The sequence below is a fragment of the Myxococcus sp. CA056 genome, from assembly GCF_013336715.1.
Classification (GTDB): domain Bacteria; phylum Myxococcota; class Myxococcia; order Myxococcales; family Myxococcaceae; genus Myxococcus; species Myxococcus llanfairpwllgwyngyllgogerychwyrndrobwllllantysiliogogogochensis.
This window is the reverse complement of the sequence record NZ_JABUMT010000010.1, coordinates 116,264-140,546: the sequence shown is the minus strand read 5'-3', so window position 1 is coordinate 140,546 and position 24,283 is coordinate 116,264. Positions and strand designations below refer to the sequence as shown.

At 70.2% G+C, this 24,283-nt stretch carries 23 protein-coding genes; 13 read left to right on the top strand and 10 right to left on the bottom strand.

The genetic code is table 11. The features are described 5' to 3' along the window. The first annotated feature begins 12 nt into the window (after positions 1 to 12). A complete protein-coding gene (locus tag HUA76_RS31550; protein ID WP_254614605.1) occupies positions 13 to 975 on the top strand; it encodes a type II 3-dehydroquinate dehydratase in 963 nt (320 codons plus the stop codon). Continuing rightward, entirely contained in the window at positions 972 to 2,288 is a 1,317-nt protein-coding gene (rsmB, locus tag HUA76_RS31545) for a 16S rRNA (cytosine(967)-C(5))-methyltransferase RsmB (RefSeq protein ID WP_174462915.1), read from the top strand. Before HUA76_RS31550 ends, rsmB begins: the two co-directional genes overlap by 4 nt. A gap of 3 nt (positions 2,289 to 2,291) precedes the next feature. Here rsmB and HUA76_RS31540 read toward each other — a convergent pair whose 3' ends face one another. Together HUA76_RS31540 and HUA76_RS31535 are read right to left on the bottom strand one after the other, a co-directional pair. Beyond that, the gene (locus HUA76_RS31540; RefSeq protein ID WP_141648466.1) at positions 2,292 to 3,197 is read right to left on the bottom strand and encodes a LysR family transcriptional regulator; all 906 of its coding nucleotides are present in this window, start codon (positions 3,195 to 3,197) and stop codon (positions 2,292 to 2,294) included. Between the two features lie 149 nt (positions 3,198 to 3,346). Beyond that, the gene (locus HUA76_RS31535) at positions 3,347 to 3,640 is read right to left on the bottom strand and encodes a hypothetical protein (RefSeq protein WP_174454785.1); all 294 of its coding nucleotides are present in this window, start codon (positions 3,638 to 3,640) and stop codon (positions 3,347 to 3,349) included. A 75-nt stretch (positions 3,641 to 3,715) separates the two neighbouring features. Here HUA76_RS31535 and HUA76_RS31530 point away from each other — a divergent pair, with 75 nt between their 5' ends. Then, complete coding sequence (locus HUA76_RS31530; RefSeq protein ID WP_254614604.1) at positions 3,716 to 4,813, top strand: MJ1255/VC2487 family glycosyltransferase; 1,098 nt, start codon at positions 3,716 to 3,718, stop codon at positions 4,811 to 4,813. A 9-nt stretch (positions 4,814 to 4,822) separates the two neighbouring features. Here HUA76_RS31530 and HUA76_RS31525 read toward each other — a convergent pair whose 3' ends face one another. Together HUA76_RS31525 and HUA76_RS31520 are read right to left on the bottom strand one after the other, a co-directional pair. Next, a complete protein-coding gene (locus HUA76_RS31525; protein WP_174462913.1) occupies positions 4,823 to 5,872 on the bottom strand; it encodes an SDR family oxidoreductase in 1,050 nt (349 codons plus the stop codon). Positions 5,873 to 5,893: 21 nt separating this feature from the next. Beyond that, entirely contained in the window at positions 5,894 to 6,370 is a 477-nt protein-coding gene (locus tag HUA76_RS31520; protein ID WP_141646500.1) for a peroxiredoxin, read from the bottom strand. Positions 6,371 to 6,535: 165 nt separating this feature from the next. Here HUA76_RS31520 and HUA76_RS31515 point away from each other — a divergent pair, with 165 nt between their 5' ends. The 3 genes from HUA76_RS31515 (at position 6,536) to HUA76_RS31505 (ending at position 10,053) form a co-directional block, all read left to right on the top strand. Next, on the top strand, positions 6,536 to 7,654 hold the full coding sequence (locus HUA76_RS31515) for an aminotransferase class I/II-fold pyridoxal phosphate-dependent enzyme (RefSeq protein WP_174462912.1): 1,119 nt from the start codon (positions 6,536 to 6,538) through the stop codon (positions 7,652 to 7,654). 194 nt (positions 7,655 to 7,848) lie between these two features. Continuing rightward, positions 7,849 to 8,733 (top strand): hypothetical protein, encoded by an 885-nt coding sequence (locus HUA76_RS31510; RefSeq protein WP_174454789.1) that lies wholly within the window; start codon positions 7,849 to 7,851, stop codon positions 8,731 to 8,733. 21 nt (positions 8,734 to 8,754) lie between these two features. Then, positions 8,755 to 10,053, top strand: a complete 1,299-nt coding sequence (locus HUA76_RS31505; RefSeq protein ID WP_174454790.1) for a choice-of-anchor X domain-containing protein — start codon at positions 8,755 to 8,757, stop codon at positions 10,051 to 10,053. 69 nt (positions 10,054 to 10,122) lie between these two features. Here the strand turns inward: HUA76_RS31505 and HUA76_RS31500 are convergent, their stop codons facing one another. Next, on the bottom strand, positions 10,123 to 11,280 hold the full coding sequence (locus tag HUA76_RS31500) for a hypothetical protein (RefSeq protein WP_174462911.1): 1,158 nt from the start codon (positions 11,278 to 11,280) through the stop codon (positions 10,123 to 10,125). 335 nt (positions 11,281 to 11,615) lie between these two features. Here HUA76_RS31500 and HUA76_RS31495 point away from each other — a divergent pair, with 335 nt between their 5' ends. Both HUA76_RS31495 and HUA76_RS31490 read left to right on the top strand, forming a co-directional pair. Beyond that, positions 11,616 to 12,362 carry a PP2C family serine/threonine-protein phosphatase gene (locus HUA76_RS31495; RefSeq protein WP_174454792.1) on the top strand — a complete coding sequence of 249 codons (747 nt, stop codon included), beginning with the start codon at positions 11,616 to 11,618 and terminating at the stop codon, positions 12,360 to 12,362. Positions 12,363 to 12,509: 147 nt separating this feature from the next. Next, complete coding sequence (locus tag HUA76_RS31490) at positions 12,510 to 14,336, top strand: methyl-accepting chemotaxis protein (protein ID WP_174462910.1); 1,827 nt, start codon at positions 12,510 to 12,512, stop codon at positions 14,334 to 14,336. Positions 14,337 to 14,361: 25 nt separating this feature from the next. Here the strand turns inward: HUA76_RS31490 and HUA76_RS31485 are convergent, their stop codons facing one another. Further along, entirely contained in the window at positions 14,362 to 15,123 is a 762-nt protein-coding gene (locus HUA76_RS31485) for an SDR family NAD(P)-dependent oxidoreductase (RefSeq protein WP_141646495.1), read from the bottom strand. A gap of 51 nt (positions 15,124 to 15,174) precedes the next feature. Beyond that, positions 15,175 to 15,981 (bottom strand): sterol desaturase family protein, encoded by an 807-nt coding sequence (locus tag HUA76_RS31480; protein ID WP_174462909.1) that lies wholly within the window; start codon positions 15,979 to 15,981, stop codon positions 15,175 to 15,177. Positions 15,982 to 16,090: 109 nt separating this feature from the next. Between HUA76_RS31480 and HUA76_RS31475 the strand changes: the two genes are divergently transcribed. Further along, positions 16,091 to 17,272: an acyl-CoA dehydrogenase family protein gene (locus tag HUA76_RS31475; protein ID WP_174462908.1), complete on the top strand. Its 1,182-nt coding sequence runs from the start codon at positions 16,091 to 16,093 to the stop codon at positions 17,270 to 17,272. A 70-nt stretch (positions 17,273 to 17,342) separates the two neighbouring features. Here HUA76_RS31475 and HUA76_RS31470 read toward each other — a convergent pair whose 3' ends face one another. After that, a complete protein-coding gene (locus HUA76_RS31470; protein ID WP_174462907.1) occupies positions 17,343 to 18,242 on the bottom strand; it encodes a DUF2058 family protein in 900 nt (299 codons plus the stop codon). 106 nt (positions 18,243 to 18,348) lie between these two features. Between HUA76_RS31470 and HUA76_RS31465 the strand changes: the two genes are divergently transcribed. The 3 genes from HUA76_RS31465 (at position 18,349) to HUA76_RS31455 (ending at position 20,732) form a co-directional block, all read left to right on the top strand. After that, entirely contained in the window at positions 18,349 to 19,386 is a 1,038-nt protein-coding gene (locus tag HUA76_RS31465) for a hypothetical protein (protein ID WP_141646491.1), read from the top strand. Positions 19,387 to 19,713: 327 nt separating this feature from the next. After that, positions 19,714 to 20,241, top strand: coding sequence for a hypothetical protein (locus HUA76_RS31460; protein ID WP_141646490.1), 528 nt, complete (start codon positions 19,714 to 19,716; stop codon positions 20,239 to 20,241). Positions 20,242 to 20,387: 146 nt separating this feature from the next. After that, on the top strand, positions 20,388 to 20,732 hold the full coding sequence (locus tag HUA76_RS31455) for a hypothetical protein (RefSeq protein ID WP_141646503.1): 345 nt from the start codon (positions 20,388 to 20,390) through the stop codon (positions 20,730 to 20,732). A gap of 18 nt (positions 20,733 to 20,750) precedes the next feature. Here HUA76_RS31455 and HUA76_RS31450 read toward each other — a convergent pair whose 3' ends face one another. Beyond that, positions 20,751 to 22,271, bottom strand: a complete 1,521-nt coding sequence (locus HUA76_RS31450; protein WP_174462906.1) for a peptidase M3 — start codon at positions 22,269 to 22,271, stop codon at positions 20,751 to 20,753. Positions 22,272 to 22,445: 174 nt separating this feature from the next. Here HUA76_RS31450 and HUA76_RS31445 point away from each other — a divergent pair, with 174 nt between their 5' ends. Continuing rightward, positions 22,446 to 23,366 carry an RluA family pseudouridine synthase gene (locus tag HUA76_RS31445; RefSeq protein WP_174454796.1) on the top strand — a complete coding sequence of 307 codons (921 nt, stop codon included), beginning with the start codon at positions 22,446 to 22,448 and terminating at the stop codon, positions 23,364 to 23,366. Here the strand turns inward: HUA76_RS31445 and HUA76_RS31440 are convergent. Beyond that, positions 23,317 to 23,763 (bottom strand): glycosyltransferase, encoded by a 447-nt coding sequence (locus tag HUA76_RS31440; RefSeq protein WP_174454878.1) that lies wholly within the window; start codon positions 23,761 to 23,763, stop codon positions 23,317 to 23,319. The two genes, HUA76_RS31445 and HUA76_RS31440, sit on opposite strands and share 50 nt — an antisense overlap. Between the last annotated feature and the right edge of the window lie 520 nt (positions 23,764 to 24,283).

Sequence of the window (24,283 nt, the reverse complement as noted above, 5' to 3'; positions counted from 1 at the left end):
GAGTACAGGCGGATGGGCATGAGACTGCTGGTGTTGCATGGGCCGAACCTGAACCTGCTGGGTGTGCGCGATGGCACGCGCGGGCTGTCGGACCTGGATACCGCGCTGCGCGCGCGGGCCAGGGAACTGGGACTGACGCTGAAAATCGTCCAGTCCAACCACGAGGGCGTGCTGCTGGACACGCTCGCCGCCGAGCGCGAGGCGGTGGAGGGCATCCTCATCAACCCCGCGAGCCTCTTCGGCTCGTACGCCCTCAAGGAAGGGCTGGAGGCGGTGGGCCTGCCCGCCATCGAGGTGCTGCTGCGTCCCCCCGCCCGCGAGTCCGTCGTCGGGGAGGCATGTGTCCTCCAGGTGCACGGCGCCGGCGGTGGCTTCGAGCCCTACCTGGAAGCGCTGGACACCTTCGCCAGCGGCGTCTTCACCCCTGGCAAGCCGGAGCCGAAGAAGTCCCTGGGCCGCAAGCAGGAGGGCGAAAGCCCGGCGGCGGCGAAGTCCGCCTCCTCCGGTGCAGGCAAGTCGATGGGCCGCAAGGGTGCCTCGGAGACGACGGGGGCCGCGCTCGTGCGAGTCCCCGCGAAGCCGCTGGCGCTTCCGTCGGGGCAGGGTGCTTCCGGTTCTGGCAAGTCGATTGGACGCAAGCCGTCCGCCGCGAAGTCCGACGTCGCGGAGTCCTCCAAATCCGGCAAGACGCTGGGCCGCGGGTCGAAGTCGGTGGCGTCGACGACGGACCTGCTCACGCGGGTGCTGGTGCGCCAGAAGATTTCGGACCGGCTCGCCGGAAAGCTCACCGCCTCCGAGCTGTCCACCTGGGCGCGCTCACGATACGAGGCCATCCAAGGCGGCTCGCCCGCCGAGCATGGCCAGAGGGACTTGCTGGAAGACAGTCTCCAGCGCCTCACGCTGTCCCACCTCCCCTCGACGAAGCTCTCGGATGAGCAGCTCGTGGACTTGATGACTCGGCTCGACGAAGGATGAATCCCCGCGCACTCGCCATCCTCGTGTTGGCGCGCGTCCGAGCAACGGACGCCTATCTCAATGTGGTGCTCGACACGATGTTGTCGGAGTCACCCCCCAAGGACCCGCGTGACGCGGGGCTCGCCACGGAGCTGGCGTATGGCACCACGCGCCGGCAGCTCGCGCTGGACTACGCCATCACCCGCTTCGCCGACCGCAAGCTGGAAGCCATGGAGGACCGCGTGCTGGCGGCCCTTCGCATTGGCGCGTACCAGATATTCCACACCCGCGTGCCCGCGCGCGCCGCCGTGGCGGAGACGGTGCAGGCCCTGAAGGAAGTGGGACTCACCCGCGCCGCCGGCTTCACCAACGCCATCCTCCGAAAGCTCGCGGAGCTGCCCGCGCCGCCGCTGCCCTCGCCCACGGACGTCGCCCACCACCTGTCGGTGCGTGAGAGTCATCCCCAGTGGCTGGTGGAGCGCTGGCTGCGCCAGTTCGGCCGCGAGCGCGCCGAGTCCATGCTGGTGGCGGACAACCAGTCCCCGCCGGTGGTGATTCGCGCCAACACGTCCAAGGTGACGCGCGACGCGCTGCTCACGCAGTTGCAGGAAGTGGGCGTCGAAGCGAAGGCCGCGACGATTTCACCCCTGGGCATCATCCTGCCGCCGGTGGGCCGCATCGAGGATGTGTACGGCTACTCGGAGGGGTTGTGGCAGGTGCAGGACGAGGCCGCCCAGCTCGTCGGCGTGTACGGCGCCATTCCCGACAACGCGCGCGTGCTCGACGTGTGCGCGGCCCCGGGCGGCAAGTCCTGCCACCAGGCGCAGTCGCACGACGTCGTCGCCGTGGACCTGCACGCCCACAAGCTGCGCAAGATTGAGTCGGAGGTGAAGCGCCTGGGCCTGACGTCGCGCCTGAAGGCCTACGCGCACGACGCCTCGGAGCCCTTCCCGGAAGCCTGGGGCGAGTTCCACGCGATGTTGGTGGATGCGCCGTGCTCGGGGCTGGGCACGCTGCGCAGACACCCGGAGCTGCGCTACCGCCGCAAGGAGGAGGACGTCTCGCGACTGGCGGCGCTCCAGCGGCGCATCCTGGAGAACTGCCAGGAGGCGGTGCCGGCCGGCGGACTGCTCGTCTACGCGGTGTGCACGCTGGAGCCGCAAGAGGGGCAGGACCAGGTGGAGATGTTCCTGCGCAGCCACCCGGAGTGGACGGCCGAGCCGCCCGTGCTGCCGGGCCTCAAGTTGCCGCTCACCCAGGCGTACTTGAGGACCCTGCCAGGTCCGGAGGGCTTCGACGGGTTCTTCGCCGCGCGCCTCCGGAAGATGTACTAGCGACTACGTGTCCTCGGCGACCGGCAGGTTGGCGGCGGCCTTGAACGCCTCCAACACCGCCGCCGAGGCGCGGTCCAGGTACTTGCCCTTGCGGATGAGCAGGCCGATGGGGCGCGACACGGGGCCTTCCGCGAAGGGCTTGGCCACCAGCGAGCCGCCCTTCACCTCGCCCTGCGCGGTGGACACGGGGAGGATGGCGACGCCCAGGCCCATCTCCACCGCCCGCTTGATGGTCTCCACGTTGTCCATCTCCATCACCGGGTTGATGTCGATGTTCTTCTCGCGGAAGAGCCTGTCCAGCGCCTTGCGCGTGGGCGCCTCGCGGTCGAACGCGATGAAGGGCACGCCGGACAGCGCGGTGAGGCTCACCTTCTGCTTGGAGGCGAAGGGGTGGTTGGGGGCGCAGACGATGGCGAGCTTGTCGTCGCGGAACGGGAGGATGTCCACGCCCGCGCGCGGCTGCGGATAGGCGACGATGCCAATCTCCGCCGCGCCCAGAATCACGTCGTCGTAGACTTGGTCATTGCGCCGGTAGTTCAGGCGCATGTTCACCTTGGGGTGCGCCTTGAGCAGCTGCTTCTGCACGGCGTTCAGCTCGTGCAGGCCCACCGAGTAGATGGTGGACACGGTGCTGGTGCCGGCCACCTCCGTGGCCTGCTCGCGAATCTCCTGCTCCACCTCCGCGAAGCGCGCGAGGATTTCCTTGCACCCACGAAACAGCCGCTCGCCCGCGGGCGTCGGCGTCACCTGCCGGGCACTGCGCGACAGGAGCTTCTGCTCGTAGCGGTTCTCCAACGCGCGAATCTGCTGACTGACCGCCGACTGCGTCACGTGGTTGAGCTGGGCCGCTCGCGAAAAGGAACCCGTCTCCACCACGTCACAGAACATTTTCAGGGACTCGAGCTGCATGGGCCGCTCCCTACTCCCAAACCTAATGGCCAGGCCACTATTAATTAGTCAGCCTACGTCACGCCGCCAAATGCTCTAACCCCTCGGCCAGGCCGGTTGCCCGGCGGAGGACGGAAGAGGGCCTCGCGCCGAGTGGCCGTCCGAGGGCTTCAGGGCGCGTCGGGAGGGGTGGGCGGGCGCCGACGCAGCAGGACGAAGAGGGCGGCGGCCAGGGCCACCAGCGCGCCGCCAAAGCGGGTCTGGAAGCGGCCCATCTCATGGGCGGCCTGCTGGAGCAGCTCGCACTCGGGGCCGGACAGCTGGGTGCAGTCCAGGGTGCCGAAGACCCCCTTCACTCCGGCGGCGAGCAGCCCGAGTCCTCCCAGGAACATGCCGCCCGCGAGTCCCAGCGCGGCGGCGCGCGGGAGGGAGGGCTTCGGGGGCGGAGGTGGGGAGGAGGGCATGGTGGGTGGGTAGCTATAGCCGCGGGGGCAGGGCGGGCTCAACGGGGGCGGGCGGGGGCGCGTATGCTTCCGCGCATGCGAATCCTCTACGGTGTCGTCGGCGAAGGCATGGGCCATGCGACGCGCTCCCGGGTGCTGCTCGAGGCGCTCACGAAGGAGCACGAGGTCCACATCGTCGTCTCAGGCCGGGCCCAGGACTACCTGGCCAAGCGCTTCCAGAACGTGCACGGCATCTGGGGCCTGACGCTGGCGTACGAAGGCAACTCCGTGAAGAAGTGGCAGACGGTGTTGCAGAACCTGACGGGCGCGGTGAAGGGCTTCCCGCAGAACGTGCGCCAGTACTTCGAGCTGGTGGACGACTTCAAGCCGGACGTCGTCGTCAGCGACTTCGAGACGTTCAGCTACCTGTTCGCGAAGACGCACCGGTTGCCCGTCATCAGCGTGGACAACATGCAGGTCATCAACCGCTGCCAGCACGAGCCCGCGCTCCTGGCCGGATATGAGGACAGCTACGAGACGTCGCGCGCCATCGTGAAGGCGAAGCTGCCGGGCGCCTTCCACTACCTCGTCACCACGTTCTTCTATCCGCCCTTGCGCAAGCGGCGCACCACGCTGGCCCCGTCGATTCTGCGCCCGGAAATCATCGAGGCGAAGTCGGAGCCGGGAGAGCACCTGCTGGTGTACCAGACGTCCACGACGAACACGGCGCTGCCGGACATCCTCAAGGCCGCGGGCATCCCCTGCCGGGTGTACGGCCTGCGTCGGGATATCAGCGAGGACCTGGTGGACGGCAACCTCACGTACCGGCCGTTCAGCGAGAAGGGCTTCATCGACGACTTGCGCACGTCGCGCGGCGTGGTGGCCAGCGGCGGCTTCACGCTGATGAGCGAGGCCGTCTACTTGAAGAAGCCCATGCTCAGCATCCCGCTGGAGGGCCAGTTCGAGCAGATCATCAACGCCCTGTATCTGGAGAAGCTGGGGTACGGGATGTACGTGAAGGCGCTGACGGTGGACGCGCTCAAGGAGTTCCTCTCGCGGGTGCCGCGCTGCGAGGAGGCGCTCAAGGGCTACGAGCAGGAGGGCAACACGAAGATGATTGCCGCCCTGCGCGAGCAGCTGGCCCTGGCGTACGAGCACCGGGGCCACTGGGCCATGGAGATGGCGCAGGACTGAGGTGCCCGCCTAGTGGAGCGGGACGTCCATCTCGTTGTTCCGCTCCGCCGCGCGGCGTGACAGCTCCGTGAGCCAGGAGCGGGTGAGGGGCGTCTCGCTGTCCGCGCCGGTGTGCGAGTCCTGGCCGCTGCTCTGGGGCAGCCGCCGGTTGGTCCAGGCCAGGAGCGCCGCGGTCAATTCGGGCGCGAGCACCCGGCCCACCGCGCCCAGCTTCGCGGCCAGGCCCACCAGCAGCTCCGCGTCGCCCCGGCGGCAGGCGTCCAGAATCAGGCGCGCGGCGCGCTCGGCGCTCACCGACAGCCCGGGCAGCGAGTCGCCCACGGCGAACCACGCGTACTCCGCCTCGTTCTGGCCCTTGAAGCGCGCGTTGCGCGGGCTGCCCGTGCGCATCAGTCCCGGGCACACGGTGGTGACGAAGATGCCGTCCTGACGCAGCTCCGCGCGCAGGCCGTCCGACAGGCCCACCAGCGCGAACTTGCTCGCCGAGTAGGGCATGAGGTGCGGGACGCTGAGTCTGCCGCCCACGGAGGCGATGTTGACGATGCGCCCCTCGCCTCGCTGCTTCATCTCCGGCAGCACCGCCAGCGTCGTGTACAGCGCGCCCCACAGGTGCGTGTCCATGGCGTCCTGGAAGTCCTCCACCGTCATGGACTCCAGCGGCCCCACCTGGATGACGCCCGCGTTGTTGATGAGCACGTCCACCGCGCCCCAGCGCTCGTGCACCGCGCTCACCGTGGCCTCCACCTGCACCGGGTCCCTCACGTCACAGGGCAGGGCGAGCACCTGCGCGCCGCCGCGCTCCAGCTCCTCCCGCGCCCGCTCCAGCGCCGCCTCATCCCTGCCGCACAGGGCCACGCGCGCCCCTGCCTTCACCAGCCTGCGCGCGAGCACCAGCCCCAGGCCTCGCGAGCCGCCGGTGATGAGCACCGTGCGCCCGTTGAACGAGTAGCGGATGCGCAGCAGCGCCTTGCGCAGGCCGAGCGCCGCGCCGATACCCGCCGCCGCCAGCGTGCCCGGGGTGAAGCGGGGGGCCTGCCTGTCCTTGCGCCAGTCAGCCATGTGGGAGCCCTCCGGAAGGCCTCAGGGCGCGGGAGCGCCGGCCGAGGTGTCGTACTGGGTGAAGCGGTCCAGCACCGGGCGCACCTGGCGTACCGCGTCCTTGCCGGCGAAGTGGTGGCGGAGCCGGCGGTCCGCGTCGAAGACGAGCCACGCGGGGGTCTGCTTCACGCCGTACGCCTGGGCCATGGAGCCGTCATCCACGGCGATGGGATAGACGAGCCCGTGCTCGCGCGCGAACGCCTCCACCGCGTTGGTGTCGCGCAGCTCCCTGGCGGAGTGGGTGACGTCCACGCCGATGACCTTGAGGCCCCGAGGACCGAACTCCGCGAGGAAGCGCTTGAGCGCCGCGAAGTCATTGGCGTGGGCGTCCGAGGCCATGGAGAAGAAGTGGAGGAGCACGGGCAGTTCGTCGAGCTCCGAGACATGGACGGGGGCGTTGATCCACCCTCCATCCGGGTCCAGCAGCGTGAGGGGGATGTCGTGCGTTGGCGTGGGCATTCGGGCTCCCGCGATAGGGCCTGCGTCTGAAGGTCGCCCCTCAAGCTATGCATCCAGGGGAGTCCTCCAGGGCTTGCACCGGGGTGTCGACTGCCTGGCCGGAGGAGGGCGCGCGAGGCGGGTGGCGCTGGACGGACGGCGGCCAAGAGGGCAGACAGTCGCTTCATGCGCATCCCCGACTTCAAGCTGGAGCGGTACTTCGCGCGCTGGGAGTTCGCCGCGCCCTACACCCTGTGCTCCTCGGACATCGAGGGCTGGAAGATGCGGGAGCTGCTGGCGCTCGCCGAGCCGGACGCCCTGGCCCGCTGGGAGGAGCTGACGCTCGGCTACACCGAGGCCCCGGGCCTGCCCGCGCTGCGGCTGGAAATCGCCGCGCTCTACCAGGGCGTGGCGCCCGAACAGGTGCTGACCTTCGCCGGCGCCCAGGAGGCTGTCTTCATCCTGATGAACGTGCTGCTGGGCCCGGGAGACCACGCCGTCGTCACCTGGCCCGGCTACCAGTCCCTGCACGAAGTGGCGCGCGCCACCGGCGCGGACGTGACGCTGCTGCCGCTGCGCGAGGAGGACGGCTGGGCGCTGGATGTGGACGCCCTGCGCCGCGCGCTCAAGCCCCAGACGCGAATCGTCGTGGTGAACTTCCCTCACAATCCGACGGGCGCGCTGCCGGACCGGAAGACCTTCCAGGCGCTGTGCGCGTTGTGCGACGAGCGCGGCATCTACCTCTTGTCCGACGAGGTGTACCGGCTGCTGGAGCATGACCCGAAGGACCTGCTGCCCGCCGCCGTCGAGCTGTCGCCGCGCGCCTTCAGCCTGGGCGTCATGTCCAAGGCGTTCGGGCTGGCGGGGCTGCGCGTGGGGTGGCTTGTCTGTCGCGACGAGGACGTGCTGCGCCGGTGCATGGCGTACAAGGACTACACCACCATCTGCAACAGCGCCCCCAGCGAGGTGCTCGCCCTCATCGCCCTGCGCTCGAAGGAGCGGGTGCTGGCGCGAAGCCGCGCGTTGCTCGCCTCCAACCTGGCCCTGCTGGACGCGTTCTTCGCGCGCCACGCGGACACCTTCCACTGGGTGCGTCCGCGCGCCGGAAGCGTGGCCTTTCCGCGCCTGCTGCGAGAGCAACACGTGGCCCGGTTCACCGATGCGCTCGTGCAACGAGAAGGCGTGCTGTTGCTACCCGGTGACGTCTACGACTTCCCCGGCAATCACTTCCGTCTGGGGTTGGGTCGCACCAGCCTGCCGGAAGCCCTGACACGCCTGGAGCGCTTCGTCACCGACACCCGGTGAGGCGATGACGCGATGGGTCAGAGTGGCTGACGCCTTACGCCAGAGGGCGACGCATTGCGTCAGGTTTTGCGTCAGCTTCCTGGTTTCCGTGTTCTCGACCTTTTACACCCTGAGACTCTAGAGTGAGCGCTTCCCCGTCGGGTCCCCCACCTGGCGAGAGCTGTTCCCCCTACTCCCGAGCGGAGGCGTTCACGATGAAGAAGCTGATGGGTACGGCGATTGCCGCGGCCACGCTGTTGGTTGGCACGCAGGCTGCCGCCACCAATTACACGCTGTGGATTCACGGTCGGAACGGCGGCGGTACGCAGGCCGGGAACTACGGCGACTTCAGCTACTGGGGCCCTGCGGGTACCGCGGCGGGCGTGAACAAGAAGGCCGTGAATTGGAACGGCAAGGAGCGCATCGGCGGGCAGAACGCGCGCGTGCGTGACGCGCTGGACTGTTACTGCACGGGGAACAACTGGTGCTACATCGCCTCGCACAGCGCGGGCAATCTCCAGATTGGCTATGCGCTGTCGCTGTATGGCGGCTCGGCGCGGAGCAAGAAGAACGCGACGCCCAACGCGAGCGGCGTGTGTGGCAACACGGATGGCAGCACGCAGACGGGCTGGAACATCAAGTGGGTGAACGTGGCGTCCGGCGCTGGCGGCGGCAGCGAGCTGGCGGACGTGGGTGAGTGGGCGGTGAGCGAGCCGCTGGTGAGTGACCTGGTCACCACCACGTCGCGGGCCATGTACAACCACAACACCACGCGCAGCGTCTGGTTCTACATGTTCGCTGGTGCGAAGGGCACGCTCTACTCGGGCATCCTCCCCGGGCAGGACGACGAGGCGGTGTCGTACCACTCCACGGGCGGCGTGTCGGGCAGCTCCGGCAGCTCGCAGTGCAACCCGGGCGACTGGTTCTGTGGCGGCACGCTGAACACCGGCACCGCGAACACGAGCGACGGCCGCGCGAAGTGGAGCTTCCACACCGTGTCCCTGCGCGATGACGGCGAGTCGTTCAACCACTACGCCAACGGCAACTGGGGTGGCATCGTCGCCAAGGTCCGCGAGGACGTGGTGAAGTACGCGTACTGAGTCTGTCGCCCTGATGCAGCCATGACGCCCAACAGCCCTGCTCCTGCTCCTGTCTCCCGCCCGCGCCGTCTCGGGTGGGTCTTCCTGGTGATGACCCTGGCCGTGGGTGGGCTGGGGTGGTGGAGCTGGAGCCGGGAGGCTGGCGAGGAGGAGGCTCCGAGCGAGCCTCCTGTCCTGGCGGAGGGCCAGAATCGCGAGGCTGGAGAAGCCCCGCCGAAGTCGGGGTTCGTCGGGCGCGGCGCGGCGTTGGAGCGACGCTCGTCGCCGGGCACGGAGGACATGCGGGTCTCCGTGCTGAGCCCCGAGCAGCGCGAGCGCCTGGAGCGGCGGGAGCTGTGGACGGCTCGGCTGGAGCGGGCGAAGCAGACGCTGGAGTCCTACGTGTCCGCGACGCGTTATCCGCCGCAGTCCCGCTCCATCCGGGAGCATCCGGACCAGGTGGTGCTCGCGGAGCCGGAGCGCACGCGCCCGTTGAGTCGCGAGCACGCGGACGTGCAGCTCCGGTTGAAGCAGGACCGGGTCTTCGTGGTGAGCGACGAGGCGGTGCACTTCTTCGTCTCGTGTGAGGACGCGCAGCGCGCGCCCAGGCCCTGTCAGGTGTTGTCCGCGTCCGCGCACGAGGCCGAACACGTGCAAGGCGCGGGGGGTGTGCCCGCCGTGCCCGTGGCCTTCACGGACGATGGCGCCGCGGGTGACGCGCTCGCGGGGGACGGCATCTTCACGGGGCGGTTCCAGCCGTCGAAGCAGGGCTTCCCGCTGTACTCGGGCACGCTGCGCGTGGACGTGCGGGTGCGCTCGGACAAGGCCGAGGGCATGGCGTTCCTGGACATCCTGTACACGCCTTCTCCGCCGGCGACCTTCACGGGCAGGGTGCGTGAGGCGCTGGCGGACGGCTCGCTGCTGCTCTACCTGGGCATCCACGTGCGCAAGGCGGGGCGATATGTCGTGGCCGGACGCATCGACAACGAGAGCGGCGAGCCCTTCGCGCATGTCTCCTTCAACGAGGAGCTGAAGGAGGGGGTGCAGGAGGTGAAGCTCACCGTCTTCGGCAAGCTGGTCCTCGACGAGGCGCCGACCTTCCCCCTGCAGCTGCGCGACGTGGAGGGCTTCCTGCTCAAGGAGTCAGGGGACCCGGACCGCGAGCTGATGACCACGATGCGTGGCTATGTCCACACCACGAAGGAATATCCGGCGACGTCCTTCTCGCCCGATGAGTGGCAGAGCGAGGAGCGCAGTCGCAACCGGAACGAATTCATCCGCGACGTCGAGGAGGCGCAGCGGCAACTCGACGCGACGCTCGGCGAGGAAAAGCGTCCCTGAGTCGCGGGTGGGTCCTCCGACGTGACGGTGACGCCCGTTGGGGCGTCGTGGAGCGGCACGGCTCGCGCTTCAGGCGACGCCCGGCTCGTGAGAGTCCACCGGCGTGGGCTCCGTGGAGACAGCGGAGACCTCGGGCTCGATGGACGTCGCGCCCCGCTGCTCCGCCAGCAGTTGCGCCTGCGGCGCGGCCTGCTCCGCGAAGGTCTCACCCGGAGCCGAGGCCTGCTCCGTGTTGGACGGGGCGACCGCCACCGACTCCTCGAAGCTGTCGCCGACCGTCGCGCTCTGCTCCGTGAGGAACTGCCCGAGCACCGAGGCCGGCTCCGCCGGTTGTGCGTCGGGCTGGAGCTCCACGGCGTCCGCCACCACGTCCACACCCTGCGCTCCGAGCGCGGAGACCACGGGGACGCTGGCCGCGACGGGGTTGGCCGCGAGCGAGCCGAGCACGCCCGCGAGGGCCGCGTCCGCCGGGCCAAACTCTTCCTCCGGAACCAGGTCGCCCAGGTCGCTCAGGTCCGCGAGGAACTCCTCCGGTCCCGCGGGCCGCACGGACGCCCCCATCAACTCCCCGGACGCATACCGCGCCGCGGCCAGGCCCTCCACGGCGCTTCCACCCGGCATCACGCCGCCGATGGCCGAGGGGCTGTCCTCGAACGAGTCCAGGTCCAGGTTCAGGTCCAGCATGGGGTCCGCCCGCCCAGAGGAGCCAGGAGGGTCCATCATGAACAGCAGATCCTCCGGCGCATCCACGCTGGGCGAGGAGGTGTCCAGGTTGTGGAGCTCCCACGCCGCCTCGTCGGGCGAGAGGATGTCGGAAGCATCCGGCGCGTCCGCGCCCCCGCGCCTCGACGCCCGCCCCACTGCGCCGCCCGTGTCACGCGGCGCACCCAGCGCGGAAGGCAGCTGGGAGCCGAGCACCTGCGCGTAGCGGGGCGCGGCGGGCTCGAACGAACTCTCGCCGGAGAACACGCGCAGCGACGCATGATCCAGGTTGCGCGCCGAGCCGGTTTCCTCCGCCTCGTCCGGGTCGAACGAAGACAAGAGGGCATCGGCGCCATCCGCGCCGTCCGCCTGGAAGTCGCTCTCGTCGGAGTAGCCCCGGCGGATCTTCGACACGGGGTCCAGGGACTCGCTCTGGGTGAGCGGGGACACGCTGGTGTCCACGTCGAGCGAGGTGCGTCGCAGCGAGGACAGGATGCTCGAGGACAAACGGCGGATGGAAGTCATCGGACACCTCCCGGGGCGCACACGTCGGACATCATCGTCATTGTCGTCGTCCCCGGGTGAAAGTTGCCAGGGGCCCCGCGTGGGGTCCCCACCCACCCTGAAAGAGGGGAGTCCGCACCCATCACCTGTGGGGTCGCCACCCCTCCCACTGGCCAACGTTTCCGGATGCAGGGCGCTTGCAACGTCCGCCACCGAACGAGTGCGGGGCGGGCGCCGAGGTCGGCTGGCACTCACGCTCCAGACACCGCAAAAAGAGAGGTATCCGTAGTGGGCGCTCGCCTGGGGATGGGCGCTGGCCTCCCGCTTGCTGGGGAGAGGCTCGAGGAGGCGGTGTCATGCTGCGTATCGAAAGCGCGGGACAGACCCATATCGGTCGCCGGCCCCACAACGAGGACTCCTACTGTGTCCTGCCGGAGCTGGGGCTGTACGTGGTCGCGGATGGGCTGGGTGGGCAGGAGGGCGGCGAGGTGGCGAGCCGCTGTGTCGTGGACACCTTCGCGGGCCTGGGGCATCGGTGGGAGCGCGAGCGGGAGGCGGTGTGGCCGGAAGTCGCCGACCCCCGCCGCACGCGCGAGGAGAACCTGCTGGCGGCGTGCTCGCAGCTGGCCCAGCGAAACCTCCAGGCCCAGCGCGTGGGCCGGCTGAGCGAGATGGCCTCCACGGTGGTGGCGCTGGCGTTGGGGCAGGAGGGCGCGGCGGTGGCCCACGTGGGGGACAGCCGGCTGTACCGGCTGCGGGGCGGCAGGTTGGAGTCGCTGACCCGGGACCACTCGTTCATCGAGGAGCTGAAGGACGTGGGCATGGAGCCTCCGGGGGGCGCCTCCAACTGGCGGCACCTCATCACCCGCGCGCTCGGGACGGACAACGCGGAGCCCACGCTGCAGCGACTTCACGCGGAGCCTGGGGACGTCTTCCTGTTGTGTTCGGACGGCCTCTACGAGCCGCTGGGGATGGACGGGCTGGCGCGGCGCCTGTCGCTGTCCTCCGCGCGTGAGGTCTGCGACGCGCTGGTGGCGGATGCCTTCGAGGCGGGAGGCAAGGACAACATCACCGCCGTGGTGTTGCGCGTCGCCGACGCTTGAGGCGCAGGTCAGTGGAGGTGGGAGGGTCAGCCGGAGGGCGCCGGGTCATCCACGCCTTACTGCTCAAGCCTGGAAGCTTGGGGTAGGGTGTGGCTTCTGGGGTTCCCCCACCCTGGTCATTTCCCCTCACGTCCGACACCGCAGCGCATGACGCACAGCCTCGCCGCTCGTCTGACCATCGCCATCACCCTGGTCATCCTGGCCCTCACCGCGCTCTGCGTGACGTTCACGGGCGTCGTGCTGCGCTCCCGGATGGACACGGAGCTGGCCCAGGCGCTTACCCATGACGAGTCCGCCTGGAGCCGGTTGGTGGCCCAGGAGGCTCGGACACTGAAGGTCCTGCTGCGCAGCGCCGCGGCGAATACCCAGCTTCGCGCGCTGCTCTCCGGTGCGACGGTGGACGCGAAGGCGCTCCAGACGTTCTCCGAGGAGCAGAAGGCCCTGGTGTCGGTGGAGCTGTTGCTCATCACCACGCCGGAGGGCGGGCTGCTCGCGGGTTCGTACCGGGAGCCGCTGCCCGCGCTCGCGCAACTGGTGCGGAGCGGTGCGCCTGGGGTGCTCTTCGTGGGCGAGGCGGCCTACTGGACGGTGTCCCGGCCGGTGGAGGTGGACGGACGCGCGGTGGGGCACCTGGTGTTGGGGAGTCGGTTCGACGATGCGCCGCTGAAGGACTTGAGGAATCAGCGGGGCGTGGAGCTGCTGCTGCGCGTGGGCCCGAGGTTGGTGGCCCGGTCCGTGGACGTCGTGGCCCCGGAGGCCTTGCTGGCGGCGGTGGACGCGGACGTGGAAGAGGGGCGCGTGGACGTGGAGGACTCGTCGTTCCGCGTGGCGCGCCTGCCGGTGGGGCAGGGGTTGGAGCTGGTGCTCGCGCGGGACGAGAAGACGGAGGCGTCGCGTTTCGGCACGGCGGTGCTGCTCATCGTCGGGTTGGGGCTGTTCACTGCGCTGGCGGCGGGCGGTGTGATTTTCCTGCTCGTGCGACGGATGACGAGCCCCCTGCGGGAGCTGACGGCGGCGGCGGCGCGGGTGGTGGCGGAGGGCGACTTCCGGGGCACGCTGGAGGTTCACTCGCGAGACGAGATTGGCCGGCTGGCCGCGTCGTTCGCGGAGATGATGGTGCAGCTGCGTTCGCTGCTGATGGCGCTGAAGGGCTCGGCCGAGCAGCTCGAGTCCGCCGCCGCGCAGCTCACTGATTCCGCGTCGATACAGAACGAGGCGGTGTCCCAGCAGGCGGTGGCGCTGCACGAGACGCAGATGGCGGCGCAGCAGCTCCAGGAGTCCTCCCGGGCGGCGGCCAGGCGCGTGGAGACCATCCAGCGCGAGGCGGAGAAGGCGAGCGGCTTCGGTCAGGCCGGCGAGGCGGCGGTGTCTGGCAGCGTGGGGGGACTCACGCACATCCGCTCGCACGTCGAGCAGATTGGCCGCACCATCACCGTGTTGCATCAGCGCACGCGACTGGTGGGCGACATCACCCGCACGGTGAAGGACCTGGCGGACCAGTCCAACGTGCTGGCGTTGAACGCCTCCATCGAGGCGGCGCGCAGTGGCGACCAGGGGCGGGCCTTCTCCGTGGTGGCGCGGCAGATGCGCTCACTGGCGGACCAGTCCGCGGGAGCGACGACGCGCGTGCAGGGCATCCTGGGCGACATCGGCCGGGCCATCTCCGAAGCCGTGCGCATCAGTGAGGGTGGGGCGCGCGAAGTGGAGGGAGGGCTGGAGCAGGTGCAGGCGGCGGGTGAGAGCCTGCGCTCGCTGGCCGGCATCATCCAGAGCAACGGCCAGACGGTGCGGAGCATCTCCGATGCCGTGCGCCAGCAGGACGCGGGCATCGCGGAGCTGTTCGCCGCGCTCAGCTCCATGGCGGACGTGGCGGACCAGATTGTCGACCGCATGGCGGCCAGTGAACAGGCCGCCATCCAGCTCTCCGCCGCTTCGGGCGAGCTGAGCGCCATCGTCGGCCGCTACCAGCTCTGAGGTTTCACGTCCGTCGAGGCGCGCTTCAGCCCAGCTCACCACCGTCGATGGCGTGAGCGGCACCCGTGATGGCGCCCGCCGCGTCCGACGCGAGGAAGAGGCACAGCGCCGCCACCTCCTCCGGCTGGACGATGCGGCCCATGGCGTTCATCGATGCCAGGGCCTCGCGCGCCTGCTCTCCGGTGCGACCCGTCGTGTGTGAAATCGCCGCCGTCGCGTTGGAGAACATGTCCGTCTCCACCCAGCCCGGGTTCACCGCGTTCACCGTCACCTGCTTCTTCGCGTACTCCACAGCCAGCGCGCGCGTCAGGCCCAGCAGCGCGTGCTTGGAGGCGCAGTAGGCGGACGTGTATTTCATCCCGCGCACGGCGGCCATGGAGCCGATGTTGATGACCCGGCCACCTCCGGCCTGCGCCATGGCGGGCATCAGCTCGCGGCAAAGCAGGAAGGGGGCCGTCACGTTGATGGCCATCACCCGCGCCAGGTCCGCGGTGCTCGTCTTCGTCAGCGGTGCGGACACGGTGATGCCCGCGTTGTTCACGAGCACGCCCGGGGCCCCTTCCGCGAGAATCGTCTTCGTCGCCGCGACCAGCGCGGCCTCGTCCGCCACGTCCACGACGAGGGGCCGGATGCTGTCTCCGCCCTCCTTCACGAGCACCGCGAGCGCATCCGCGGCGCGGGCCAAAGCCCAGACGCGATAGCCCTCACGCGCGAAGGTCAACGCCACGGCGCGGCCAATGCCTCGGCTCGCGCCCGTCACCACCACGGTCTTCTGGATCGTCGTCATGCGCGGCAGCCTAGCGCCCCAGGCCGGCACGGGCACGCCCGACGACACGACTCACGCGGTGGGGGCGAGCACCGCGACGGGCGCCTGGGGCCGCAGCCGCTCCCCCACGCGCTCCAGCCCCTCGCCAGCCCGCGCGCGGGCATGCACCTGGGGATAGTCGTCGAACGCCGTGCCCAGCCACCGGTCCAGCACCGTGGTGTACAGGCCGTAGTGGCCCTGGTGCCGGGCGTGGTGCATGGCGTGGAAGGTGGGCGTGAGGACCTGTCGCCCGAGCCACGTGGACACGAAGCGCTCCGGCAGCCACTCGGTGTTCCCATGGCCCACCACGTTGAGCACGTAGTTGGCGAGGATGTAGAGCATCACCCCCGCCTGGGTGACGGGCATCACCTCCAGCGCCAGGATGACAAGGCCGAAGTTGCCCGCCAGCAGCACCACGCGCTCCACCAGCGAGAAGGACAGCGAGGTCAGCGGATTCGTCACCTGCGCCACATGGTGCTGCGCGTGGAACCGGTAGAGCACGCGGGTGTGCAGCAGGCGGTGCGTGGCGTAGAACCACACCTCGAAGCCCACGAAGAGAAAGGCGAAGGTCGCCACCGTGGCGCCCACGCTGAAGGGTGCCAGTCGCGACTGGTACACGACGCGGAACGCGGCGACGAGCACCGCGTCGAAGACCAACACCCGCACCGCCGCCCACGCCTCGCTGCGAAGTTGTCCCGGCGCCAGCGGCTTGCGGTAGACGCGCCGCCGCGCCCCGGCCTGGAGCCCGGCCGCCCACCATCCCAGGCCCACCATCGACACCTTCAGCGTCCCCGACACGCCCAGGACGAAGGGGAACAGCGCCATGAATGCGTGCACCATCGTGCTCCACCTCCGGCCCTTGCCGCCGACACCCCATGTTAACCCCCCGGAGGCAGGCGCGGTTGCGGGGGCGTTTGACGCTCCTGGAGGCGGGCGTTAGGACGGCGCCATGGCACGCGCGGACATCACTGACTTGTTCCGGCTGGACGACCTGCTGTCCCCCGAGGAGAAGGCCGCTCGCGACACGGTGGCCGCCTTCGTGGACCGCGAAGTGCTGCCCATCATCGGCGGGCACTTTCGCGATGGCACCTTCCCATTCCACCTGGTCCCCCAGCTCGCGGAGATGGGCGTGCTGGGAGCCAACCTCCAGGGCTACGGCTGCGCGGGGATGAACACCGTCAGCTACGGCCTCATCCTCCAGGAGCTGGAGCGGGGAGACTCGGGGCTGCGCTCCTTCGCCTCCGTGCAGGGCTCGCTCTGCATGTTTCCCATCCATGCGTATGGCAGCGATGAGCAGAAGGAGCGCTTCCTGCCGGGCATGGCCAAAGGGCGCGTCATCGGGTGCTTCGGCCTCACCGAGCCGGATTTCGGCTCCAACCCTGGAGGCATGCGCACCCGCGCGCGCAAGGACGGCGACGACTACGTACTCAACGGCACCAAGACGTGGATTACCAACGGCGCCATCGCCGACGTCGCGGTGGTGTGGGCGAAGACGGACGACGGCGGCCCCGAGTCCGTCCGAGGCTTCCTGGTGGAGAAGGGCATGCCCGGCTTCACCGCGCGGGACATCCCCGGCAAGTTCTCCCTGCGCGCGTCCATCACCAGCGAGCTGTCCTTCCAGGACGTGCGGGTGCCCGCGCGCAACGTGCTGCCCGGCGTGGTGGGCCTGCGAGGCCCCTTGTCCTGTCTCAACAACGCGCGGTTGGGCATCGCCTTCGCTGTCACCGGCGCGGCCATCGCCTGCTTCGAGGGCGCTCGCGAGTACTCCCTGTCCCGCGCGTCGTTCAACGGCAAGCCCGTGGCCGGCTACCAGCTCACGCAGGAGAAGCTGGCGGACATGCTCCAGGACATCGTCAAGGCGCAGCTCGTGGGCCTGCGCGTGGCGCGGCTCAAGGACGAGGGCAAGGTGACGCCCGTCATGGTGAGCCTGGCCAAGCGCAACAACGTGAAGAGCGCGCTCGACATCGCCCGCGTGGCGCGGAGCATCTACGGCGCCAATGGCATCACCGATGCGTACCCACCAGTGCGCCACATGCTGAATCTCGAATCGGTCTTCACCTACGAGGGCACCCACGAGGTGCACACGCTGGTGCTCGGCAAGGCCATCACCGGAATCGACGCCTTCGACTGACGCCCGCGTGATGCCTCCCCTCATCCCAGTCGAGCGGGAGAGGGGAGGGCCATCACAGGCGAAGCCGAGGTCAGCCCTGGCTCTCGCCGCCCTCGGCCTTCGGGGCTTCTTCGGCCGTCGTCGCCTCGGCTTCGGTCGGAGCGGACGTTTCGGCGCCTTCCTCCGAGGCGGTCTCCGTGCCTTCCGCCGAGGCCTCGTCGGACAGCTCCGGCGCGGTGCCAGCGGCTTCCGCCGCCTGCTGCGCCTTGAGCTCCTCGTCGTTCATGAAGCCGACGGGGTTGTCCTTCCGGTTGAAGAAGCGCACCGCCTTCTTCGAGAGCGCGAACATCTGCTCGGCCGCCGCGGCGGGCACCAGCGAGTGCTCGATTTGCGCCGGGTCCGGACGCTCCACCACGCCGAGCTCGCCGTCCTCCAGCCGCTTGGCCTGCTCCGGCGTCAACTCCATCCGCCGCAGCTTGCCCTTGCGGGTCATGAAGTAGAACGCCGTCTCCCCGGGCTCCAGCGGCACCTGCGAGCCCAGCACGAGCTCGCGCAGCGCCTTGTCCAGCTCCACCTGGCGCTTGGATTCGGCGCGCTGGTAGGCCTTGGAGCCGGGCATGGGGGGCAGCTTGGGAATGGGCTTCTCGGCCACGGCGGCGGGACGCCCGTGCTGGGGCGCTCCACCTCCGCCACCGCCACCGGGCCGGAACGAGCCACCATGACGGGGCGCACCGCCACCACCAGGGCGGCCACCACCGGGACGTCCGCCACCCTCTCGGGGGCCGGGGCCACGGTCCTCGCTCCGGGGTGACGGGCCACCGGATGTCCGGTTCTCGTCACGCCGGGGCGGAGGACGGTTGCCGCCTGGACGTCCGCCCTCCTGGGGCTGGGGCCTCCGGGCTTCCGTCTGGCTGGTTGCCGCATCAGCCTTCTTGGACTGTTCCTCGGTGACGAGGCCCGCCTTCAACAACTTGTCGCGCAGGTTCTGCATGAGAAGGGCGTTCTATCCCTTGCACGGCCGCACGCAAGCCGCTGCTTGCCGCTCTTGTATGCGCCACGTAACTTGCCGCCCCCGTGGTACCCCCTCCGGAGGAGTCGTGAGCCGTCTGAAGAAGTCCGCCGTCACCCTCGCCTTGGCGCTGGCCGCCGCCAGTTGCTCGGACCCGGTCGACAAGGCGGCCAAGGCGCGCATCTTCTCGCCGGAGGACCCTCCCAAGGTGGTCGCCTCCGCCCAGCAGAAGCTCCCGCCGGAGGATGTCGCGGAAAACCCTCAGGTGGCCCGCCGAATCCTCGGCATGGACGCCGCCGAAATCACCGAGCGGCTGGGTCCCCACCGCTACCAGGCCACCCTCGGCTACGAGTGGACCTCCGCCGAGTCCAACCCCGTGAAGCTCACCGAGACGCGCACGTTCCGCGCGGGGCCCGGGGGTGTCAGCGGCGACTTCCACGGCGTGCTGGAGAACTCGAGGGACCAGGGCCTGGAGGTCATGCGAGTGGGGGGACAGGTGTTCGCCCGCAACCGGTATGGCCCGTTCCGTCAGCGCCTTCGCGACCGCGGCATGGCCGAGCGCACCCGCACGGAGCTGACCGGCGCCATCCGCGACTTCGACATCCTCTTCCAGGGGCGGCTCAAGCTCGCCCCGCAGGGCACCGTCACCTATGAAGGGCGCACGGCGTGGCGCTACGTGGTGACGCTGGCCCCGGCCACGGAGGGCGATGCGTCCCGACCGCTGCCGGCGCTGTTCCAGTCCAAGGGGGGCTCGGACGAGACGACGCGTCGGCGCGCGAACTTCTTCGCCCACCGGCTGCCGCGCTCGCTGGATGGCGAGGTGCTGGTGGACGCGGCCACCTCCGTGGTCCTCAAGGCCCGGCTGGATGGGCGCGTCGGGGTGCCGTCGGAGAAGACGCCCGAGGCGGCGGAGTTGCGGCTGACCTTGGAGGCGTCCCTGTCGGAGCTGGGCAAGGACCCGAGGCTTGCGCCGCCCGAGGAGTTCCTCCCCGACGCGGACAAGCCCCAGGGCATCGCCGACGCGCTGGACCGCTTCGGCATCGAGCGCGCGAAGCCCGAGGGTGCCAAGAGCACGACGCCGGGTGAGGCGCCGCCCGAGCCCGAGGACGAGGCCGCGCCGGAGTAGTTCGTCGAGCGGGTGGGGCGCCCGGTGGGCGTCCTACTGATGCCGCCGTGCCGGAGTCGTTCGTCGAGCGGGCGGGTCGCCTGGGTGGGCGTCCTCCCGGAGCGGCCCCGGAGGCGTCGTCCGTTGAACGAGTGGGCCTCCTCCCGAGGAGGCCTCCTTCGAGCCGGACAAGCGAGTCATGGGAGCCAGGCGCGCGGGTCGTCCGAGCCAGGCCGCCTGCCCTGACCCCATCGCCCGGACACCCGTGGCAGGGGCGCCAACGCGCCTCTCAAGCCCCTGGATTCACGCGGGTTTCCGGGTGGCGTGTGCCTTGCTCTCCCCGGGCCCATGCGCTGTCTCCGCCTCCTGCTCCTGTGCCTGTGCGGGCTCGTCACGCCGCTCGCGAGGGCGGAGCCTCCTTCTCGCAGTCTGGGCGTCACCGTGTTCCCGGTGGGGGCGTTCGTCCTGAAGGACCCGGACGGGCGGCGGGAGGTGGGCTACAGCGCCGGGCTGGCCTGGAGCTATCGCCGGGAGCAGTCCCTCCTGGAGGTGGGCGGACACGTGGCCTCCAACCGCCGGCTCACCGAGGCGACCCCCATGTCCCTGCGAATCACGATTCCCGAAGCACGCCGGGTCCGCCCGTACCTGGGGCTGGGGGTGAGCCTCCTGGTGTCCCACGGCCGGGAAGGGGAGGAGCCGCCGCGTGTTCTCCAATTGGGGCCGGAGCTGTGCGGGGGAATGGACGTGGAGCTGGGACGCCGGCTTTTCCTGTCCGCCCAGGCCCGCTACCAGAACTTCTCCGCCAGCGGGTCTCCCTTTTCCGGGCGGCGCCAGGCGCTCTCCACCGCGTTCCTGGGACTGGGAATGCACCTGTAGGCACCCTCTGGCGCTACAGGGCGGGAGCGACCTGTTGGAAGAAAATTTGCGCCAACTCTTGCGTCCTCTACAATCCCCGACGGTTGCGGCTCGGACGCGTCCGACATGCTCGGATGTTCAGCGGACTGCACAACAAGGGAGCGGAGATGGAGCGCAAGGTCGGGAGTAGCACGGTGACGGCCAAGGAGGTCAAGGCGGCGCTGGAGAAGACGCGCACGCTCACGGCCGAGGAGGAGAAGGCGCTGCGCATGCGGCATGGCGCCGGCGCTTCCAGCACGCGAGCCCCGCTTCCGCGCGCTGCCGGTGACAACGAAGAGCTGGGCGACGAGCTGCTCGTCATCGAGATGCAGTTGATGAAGGCCATGCGCGCGCGCGCCGCGGCCAAGACGCCGGCCACCAAGGCGGCGGCGCCCGAAGCACCCCGTGCTCGCGAGACGGCCGCCAACCCGACGAAGGACAAGATCGTCCGGGCGCTGCGCAAGAAGAAGTAGTCGCTCGCGCAGCCACCACTACCGGTTGAGGATGGCCACGAGGCGCTCCCCCGCCTCGGGCAATGCCAGCGGCGTGCCCGACACCTCCGTGGCCAGTCCTTCCGCGTCATCCGTTCCACCCCGAGCGTACAGCCCCTTCAGCCAGGTGGCGGCGTTCGGGTTCCTCCAGAAGTCCTCGTTGAAGCGCTCGGTGAGGCGCGTGGTGAGTCGGGCCTCCAGGGCCCAGGCTCGCAGGTAGTGCGCCACGTAGAGCTGGGGGTCCACGTCGTACAGGTAGAACCCGGGATGTGGCTCCGCGAAGAGGGCGCGGCGCTGGCCGTCGGCGTACTCGTCGGCGCGCTCGGTGGACGGGCCCTTCCTGCAGAGCGACAGCTCGTAGGACAGCTTCGCGCAGTGGCGGCGCAGCACGCTGAGCGACTGGAATGCGGCCATCCGCGCGGTGTCGCGCGCGAGCATCGTGGCGAGGCCCAGGTAGCGCTTGAGCCAATCGGAGGACAGCAGCAGTCGCTCGAAGACGGCGGCGTGCGCTTCCGTCACGGCCGCGTCGCCCAGGCGGCGCAGCTCCATGGGCAGGTCCTCCGCGACATGCGCGCGGTGGTGGGCGTGGCCCAGCTCGTGGAGCAGGCTGCCCACGGCATCGAGTCCGCCGCGCGGCTGGAGCACCAGCCGGATGTCGTCCGGCACGCGGATGGTGACGACGAAGGGGCGGGGTGACTTGCCAGGGCGGTCCTCCTCGTCCAGGTGGATGCGGCCTCCGGCGTTGGGCGTGAAGCCCCACTCGCCCATCCACTGGCGCACCGCGGGCCACGCATCCTCGCGGCGGAAGTGCTCGTCCAGCCATGGCGCCTGAAGCGCGGCCTGGACGTCATGCCGACGCGCATCACCACCAGGCAGGGGCCGCAGTTGCGGGTCCGTCTTCCTGAGCACGTAGGCGAACACGTCGCGGTAGGCGTCCTCGGTGCGCTTCAGCGTCTGCTCGGCGGCCTCGGCGAGCTTCGCGTAGGCGATGCCGGTGACGTCCTCGCGCAGGGACGGATAGTCCTGGGCGCCCAGTCGCTCGGCGGTGAGCAGGGCGGCTTCGCGGCGGTCGCCATAGGGGCTTCGGTGTTCCCAGAGGTAGTTGCCGACGGCGCGCTCCAGGCCGGCGCGGCGGGCACGATTCGGTTCGTGGGGGAGTCGCCCCATGGCCCCGGTGAAGTTGAAGGACTCGTCGTCGACGTTGAGCACCGCGTTGGCTTCCACGGTGGCCATGGCCTGGGCGGCACGGGCGGCGAGGGCCTCTTCCACCTGGGTGGCCACCAGCTCGCGCACGAGTTGGATGCGGCGGGCGGCGAGGACGTCGTTCTTGGCTCGGGCCTTGGCGAGCGCCTCGCTGGCGGCGACGAAGGTGTCCGGGGCGGACAGCTCCGGGAAGGAGGCGTGGAGGCTCGCGATGGGAAGCTCTCGCGCGAGGCCGGCACCATGCCGGTACTGAAGGGTGGCCAGCTCGGCGAGGAAATCGTCCAGCCGTGTGCGGACGGCGTGTAGGGGGCGGTCCATGGGGCGCGGACCGTACCAGGGCTGGCGAGCACAAAGGGCCGAGGGTGGGATGCTCCGTCGCTTGTTGGCCCCTGGAGGACAGGTGAATCCCAGCGAGCGAGCAGGCTCCGGCTTGTGGTTCGCCGTGCCTTTCTGTAGCGAGCAGCCCGGCATTGGAAGTGTGTGAGGTGGGCCGTGAAGCGTCGGACATTCCGGGCGGAAGGCGCGCGGGCGGTGGTGGAGGCGGTGGCCGCGGAGCTCGGCTTGCCCGTGGAGCAGGCGCGTGGGCTGGTGGAGGTGGGCGCCGTGTACGTGGCCGGGCGGCGCTGCCGGGATGTGAAGGCGCGGCTGGCCCCCGGGCAGGTGGTGGCGGTGGTGCTGGAGGAGGGAGGGCAGAGCCCGCTGGAGAAGGCCCCCGACGCCCCCACGTTCCGCGTGTTGCATGAGGACGCGGAGGTCCTCGCCGTGGACAAGCCGCCGGGGCTCCCCGCGCAGCCCACGGAGGCGCGCGTGGGAGGCAGCCTGGTGGACCAGGTGAGTGGCTACCTGGGACGCGAGGCGGGACTGGTGCACCGGTTGGACCGGGAGACCTCGGGGGTGACGGTGTTCGGCAAGACGCCCCAGGCGACGTCGGCGCTGGCGGCGGAGTTCCGGGAGGGTCGGGCGCGCAAGCGCTACGTGGCGGCCACTGGCCCTGGGCTGCCCGCATCGGGGACGGTGGACCTGCCGTTGTCGAAGGACCCGTCGCGTCCGGGGCGCTGGCGAGCGACTCGCGCGGCGAACGGCGTGCCCGCGCTGACGCACTTCCGCACGCTGTACGCGGGGCCGGAGTTCTGTGTGGTGGAGCTGTTGCCCCAGACGGGACGCACGCACCAGCTGCGGGCGCACCTGACGGCGCTTGGCGCGCCCATTCTCGGGGACTCGCGCTATGGCGGCGCGGAGCGGGCGGGAGGCGTCGACGCGGCCCGCTGCCTGTTGCATGCGCAGGCGCTGGAGCTGGCGCATCCGCGCACGGGAACGCCGCTGCGAGTGGAGGCTCCGGCGCCCGAGGACCTGCTGCGCTTCTTCACCCTCGTGGGCGTCGCGGTTCCCCAGGGGACCGTGCCCGAGAAGTGAAGGGGCTCACCGGGGTTTCGTCCGGCCGGGCCACACGGGGCAGGTCGGGCTCGGCCTCCAGGGCGGCCACACCTGGCATGAGGCGGTGGGGGAGGGCGTCGTCGTCCGCATCCATCCGGGCGAGGTCGAGGGCTTCCCGGAGCGCCCGGTTCAGGTCCGCCACCAGACCTGGGCCGCCGCCGTCAAGTTGCTCCATCCCTGGGTCGTGGGCGGCCAGTCCCGCCAGGACGGTGAGGGTGCCCGCCGAGCCACCGTCGACAGCAGGCAGCCGAAGGTCCTGGAGAGTGCCTTTCAGGAGGCTCGCCGTCGCTCGGGCCACGGGGGCCTCGGCATTTCGAGCGGGAAGAATGACGGTGACAACCGGGATGGCCGTCGTTGTGTAGACTGCCGCACCCATGGGTGGCGTGAGAAACGGCAAGGACGCCGGCACGCCGGAGCCCGCGGCCGTCCGACAGGAGGTGCCGCGAACCGGCATGCTCGAGGTCGGGTCGACGGACGATGCGGAAGTCGGGGTGGCTCGCCACCTTGGTGCCGCTGTGCGCTGGCTGCGCGAAGGTGCGCCCTCGCGGGCCTTCGAGGAGCTGGAGAAAGCCGGCCGGACCCTTCCCATGTCGCCGCGCCTGGCCGCGGGGCTCGTTCGCTTCGCGCGACTCGCGGGTGTCGAGGCTGTTGCCATCGGGTTGCTGGATTCCGTTCCCGCCACCGCATCCGCCGAGGTGCGTCGCGCTGTACGGCGTCAGCTCGCGCGGGTGTTGCGCAAGACAAACCAGGCACCCCGAGCAGTCTTGGTGCTGGAGGCCCTGGTGGGAGAGTTCCCCGAGGAGCGCCGCGCGCGGCGGGTCCTCGATGTGCTCCGCGCCAGGGGTGGGGTGAGCGGAGGGCGCGCACCGTCGCCGACGAGCGCGGTGCTGGAGAAG

What these genes read in the sequence shown, in the direction of transcription:
- HUA76_RS31510 (WP_174454789.1), top strand. Translation starts at nt 7,849, where the DNA reads ATGAAGAAGCTGATGGGTACGGCGATTGCCGCGGCCACGCTGTTGGTT.
- HUA76_RS31505 (WP_174454790.1), top strand. Translation starts at nt 8,755, where the DNA reads ATGACGCCCAACAGCCCTGCTCCTGCTCCTGTCTCCCGCCCGCGCCGT.
- rsmB (WP_174462915.1), top strand. Translation starts at nt 972, where the DNA reads ATGAATCCCCGCGCACTCGCCATCCTCGTGTTGGCGCGCGTCCGAGCA.
- HUA76_RS31480 (WP_174462909.1), bottom strand. Translation starts at nt 15,981, where the DNA reads ATGGTGCACGCATTCATGGCGCTGTTCCCCTTCGTCCTGGGCGTGTCG.
- HUA76_RS31520 (WP_141646500.1), bottom strand. Translation starts at nt 6,370, where the DNA reads ATGCCCACGCCAACGCACGACATCCCCCTCACGCTGCTGGACCCGGAT.
- HUA76_RS31540 (WP_141648466.1), bottom strand. Translation starts at nt 3,197, where the DNA reads ATGCAGCTCGAGTCCCTGAAAATGTTCTGTGACGTGGTGGAGACGGGT.
- HUA76_RS31475 (WP_174462908.1), top strand. Translation starts at nt 16,091, where the DNA reads ATGGCACGCGCGGACATCACTGACTTGTTCCGGCTGGACGACCTGCTG.
- HUA76_RS31460 (WP_141646490.1), top strand. Translation starts at nt 19,714, where the DNA reads ATGCGCTGTCTCCGCCTCCTGCTCCTGTGCCTGTGCGGGCTCGTCACG.
- HUA76_RS31440 (WP_174454878.1), bottom strand. Translation starts at nt 23,763, where the DNA reads ATGGGTGCGGCAGTCTACACAACGACGGCCATCCCGGTTGTCACCGTC.
- HUA76_RS31485 (WP_141646495.1), bottom strand. Translation starts at nt 15,123, where the DNA reads ATGACGACGATCCAGAAGACCGTGGTGGTGACGGGCGCGAGCCGAGGC.
- HUA76_RS31515 (WP_174462912.1), top strand. Translation starts at nt 6,536, where the DNA reads ATGCGCATCCCCGACTTCAAGCTGGAGCGGTACTTCGCGCGCTGGGAG.
- HUA76_RS31500 (WP_174462911.1), bottom strand. Translation starts at nt 11,280, where the DNA reads ATGACTTCCATCCGCCGTTTGTCCTCGAGCATCCTGTCCTCGCTGCGA.
- HUA76_RS31495 (WP_174454792.1), top strand. Translation starts at nt 11,616, where the DNA reads ATGCTGCGTATCGAAAGCGCGGGACAGACCCATATCGGTCGCCGGCCC.
- HUA76_RS31470 (WP_174462907.1), bottom strand. Translation starts at nt 18,242, where the DNA reads ATGCAGAACCTGCGCGACAAGTTGTTGAAGGCGGGCCTCGTCACCGAG.
- HUA76_RS31525 (WP_174462913.1), bottom strand. Translation starts at nt 5,872, where the DNA reads ATGGCTGACTGGCGCAAGGACAGGCAGGCCCCCCGCTTCACCCCGGGC.
- HUA76_RS31535 (WP_174454785.1), bottom strand. Translation starts at nt 3,640, where the DNA reads ATGCCCTCCTCCCCACCTCCGCCCCCGAAGCCCTCCCTCCCGCGCGCC.
- HUA76_RS31490 (WP_174462910.1), top strand. Translation starts at nt 12,510, where the DNA reads ATGACGCACAGCCTCGCCGCTCGTCTGACCATCGCCATCACCCTGGTC.
- HUA76_RS31550 (WP_254614605.1), top strand. Translation starts at nt 13, where the DNA reads ATGGGCATGAGACTGCTGGTGTTGCATGGGCCGAACCTGAACCTGCTG.
- HUA76_RS31530 (WP_254614604.1), top strand. Translation starts at nt 3,716, where the DNA reads ATGCGAATCCTCTACGGTGTCGTCGGCGAAGGCATGGGCCATGCGACG.
- HUA76_RS31450 (WP_174462906.1), bottom strand. Translation starts at nt 22,271, where the DNA reads ATGGACCGCCCCCTACACGCCGTCCGCACACGGCTGGACGATTTCCTC.
- HUA76_RS31455 (WP_141646503.1), top strand. Translation starts at nt 20,388, where the DNA reads ATGGAGCGCAAGGTCGGGAGTAGCACGGTGACGGCCAAGGAGGTCAAG.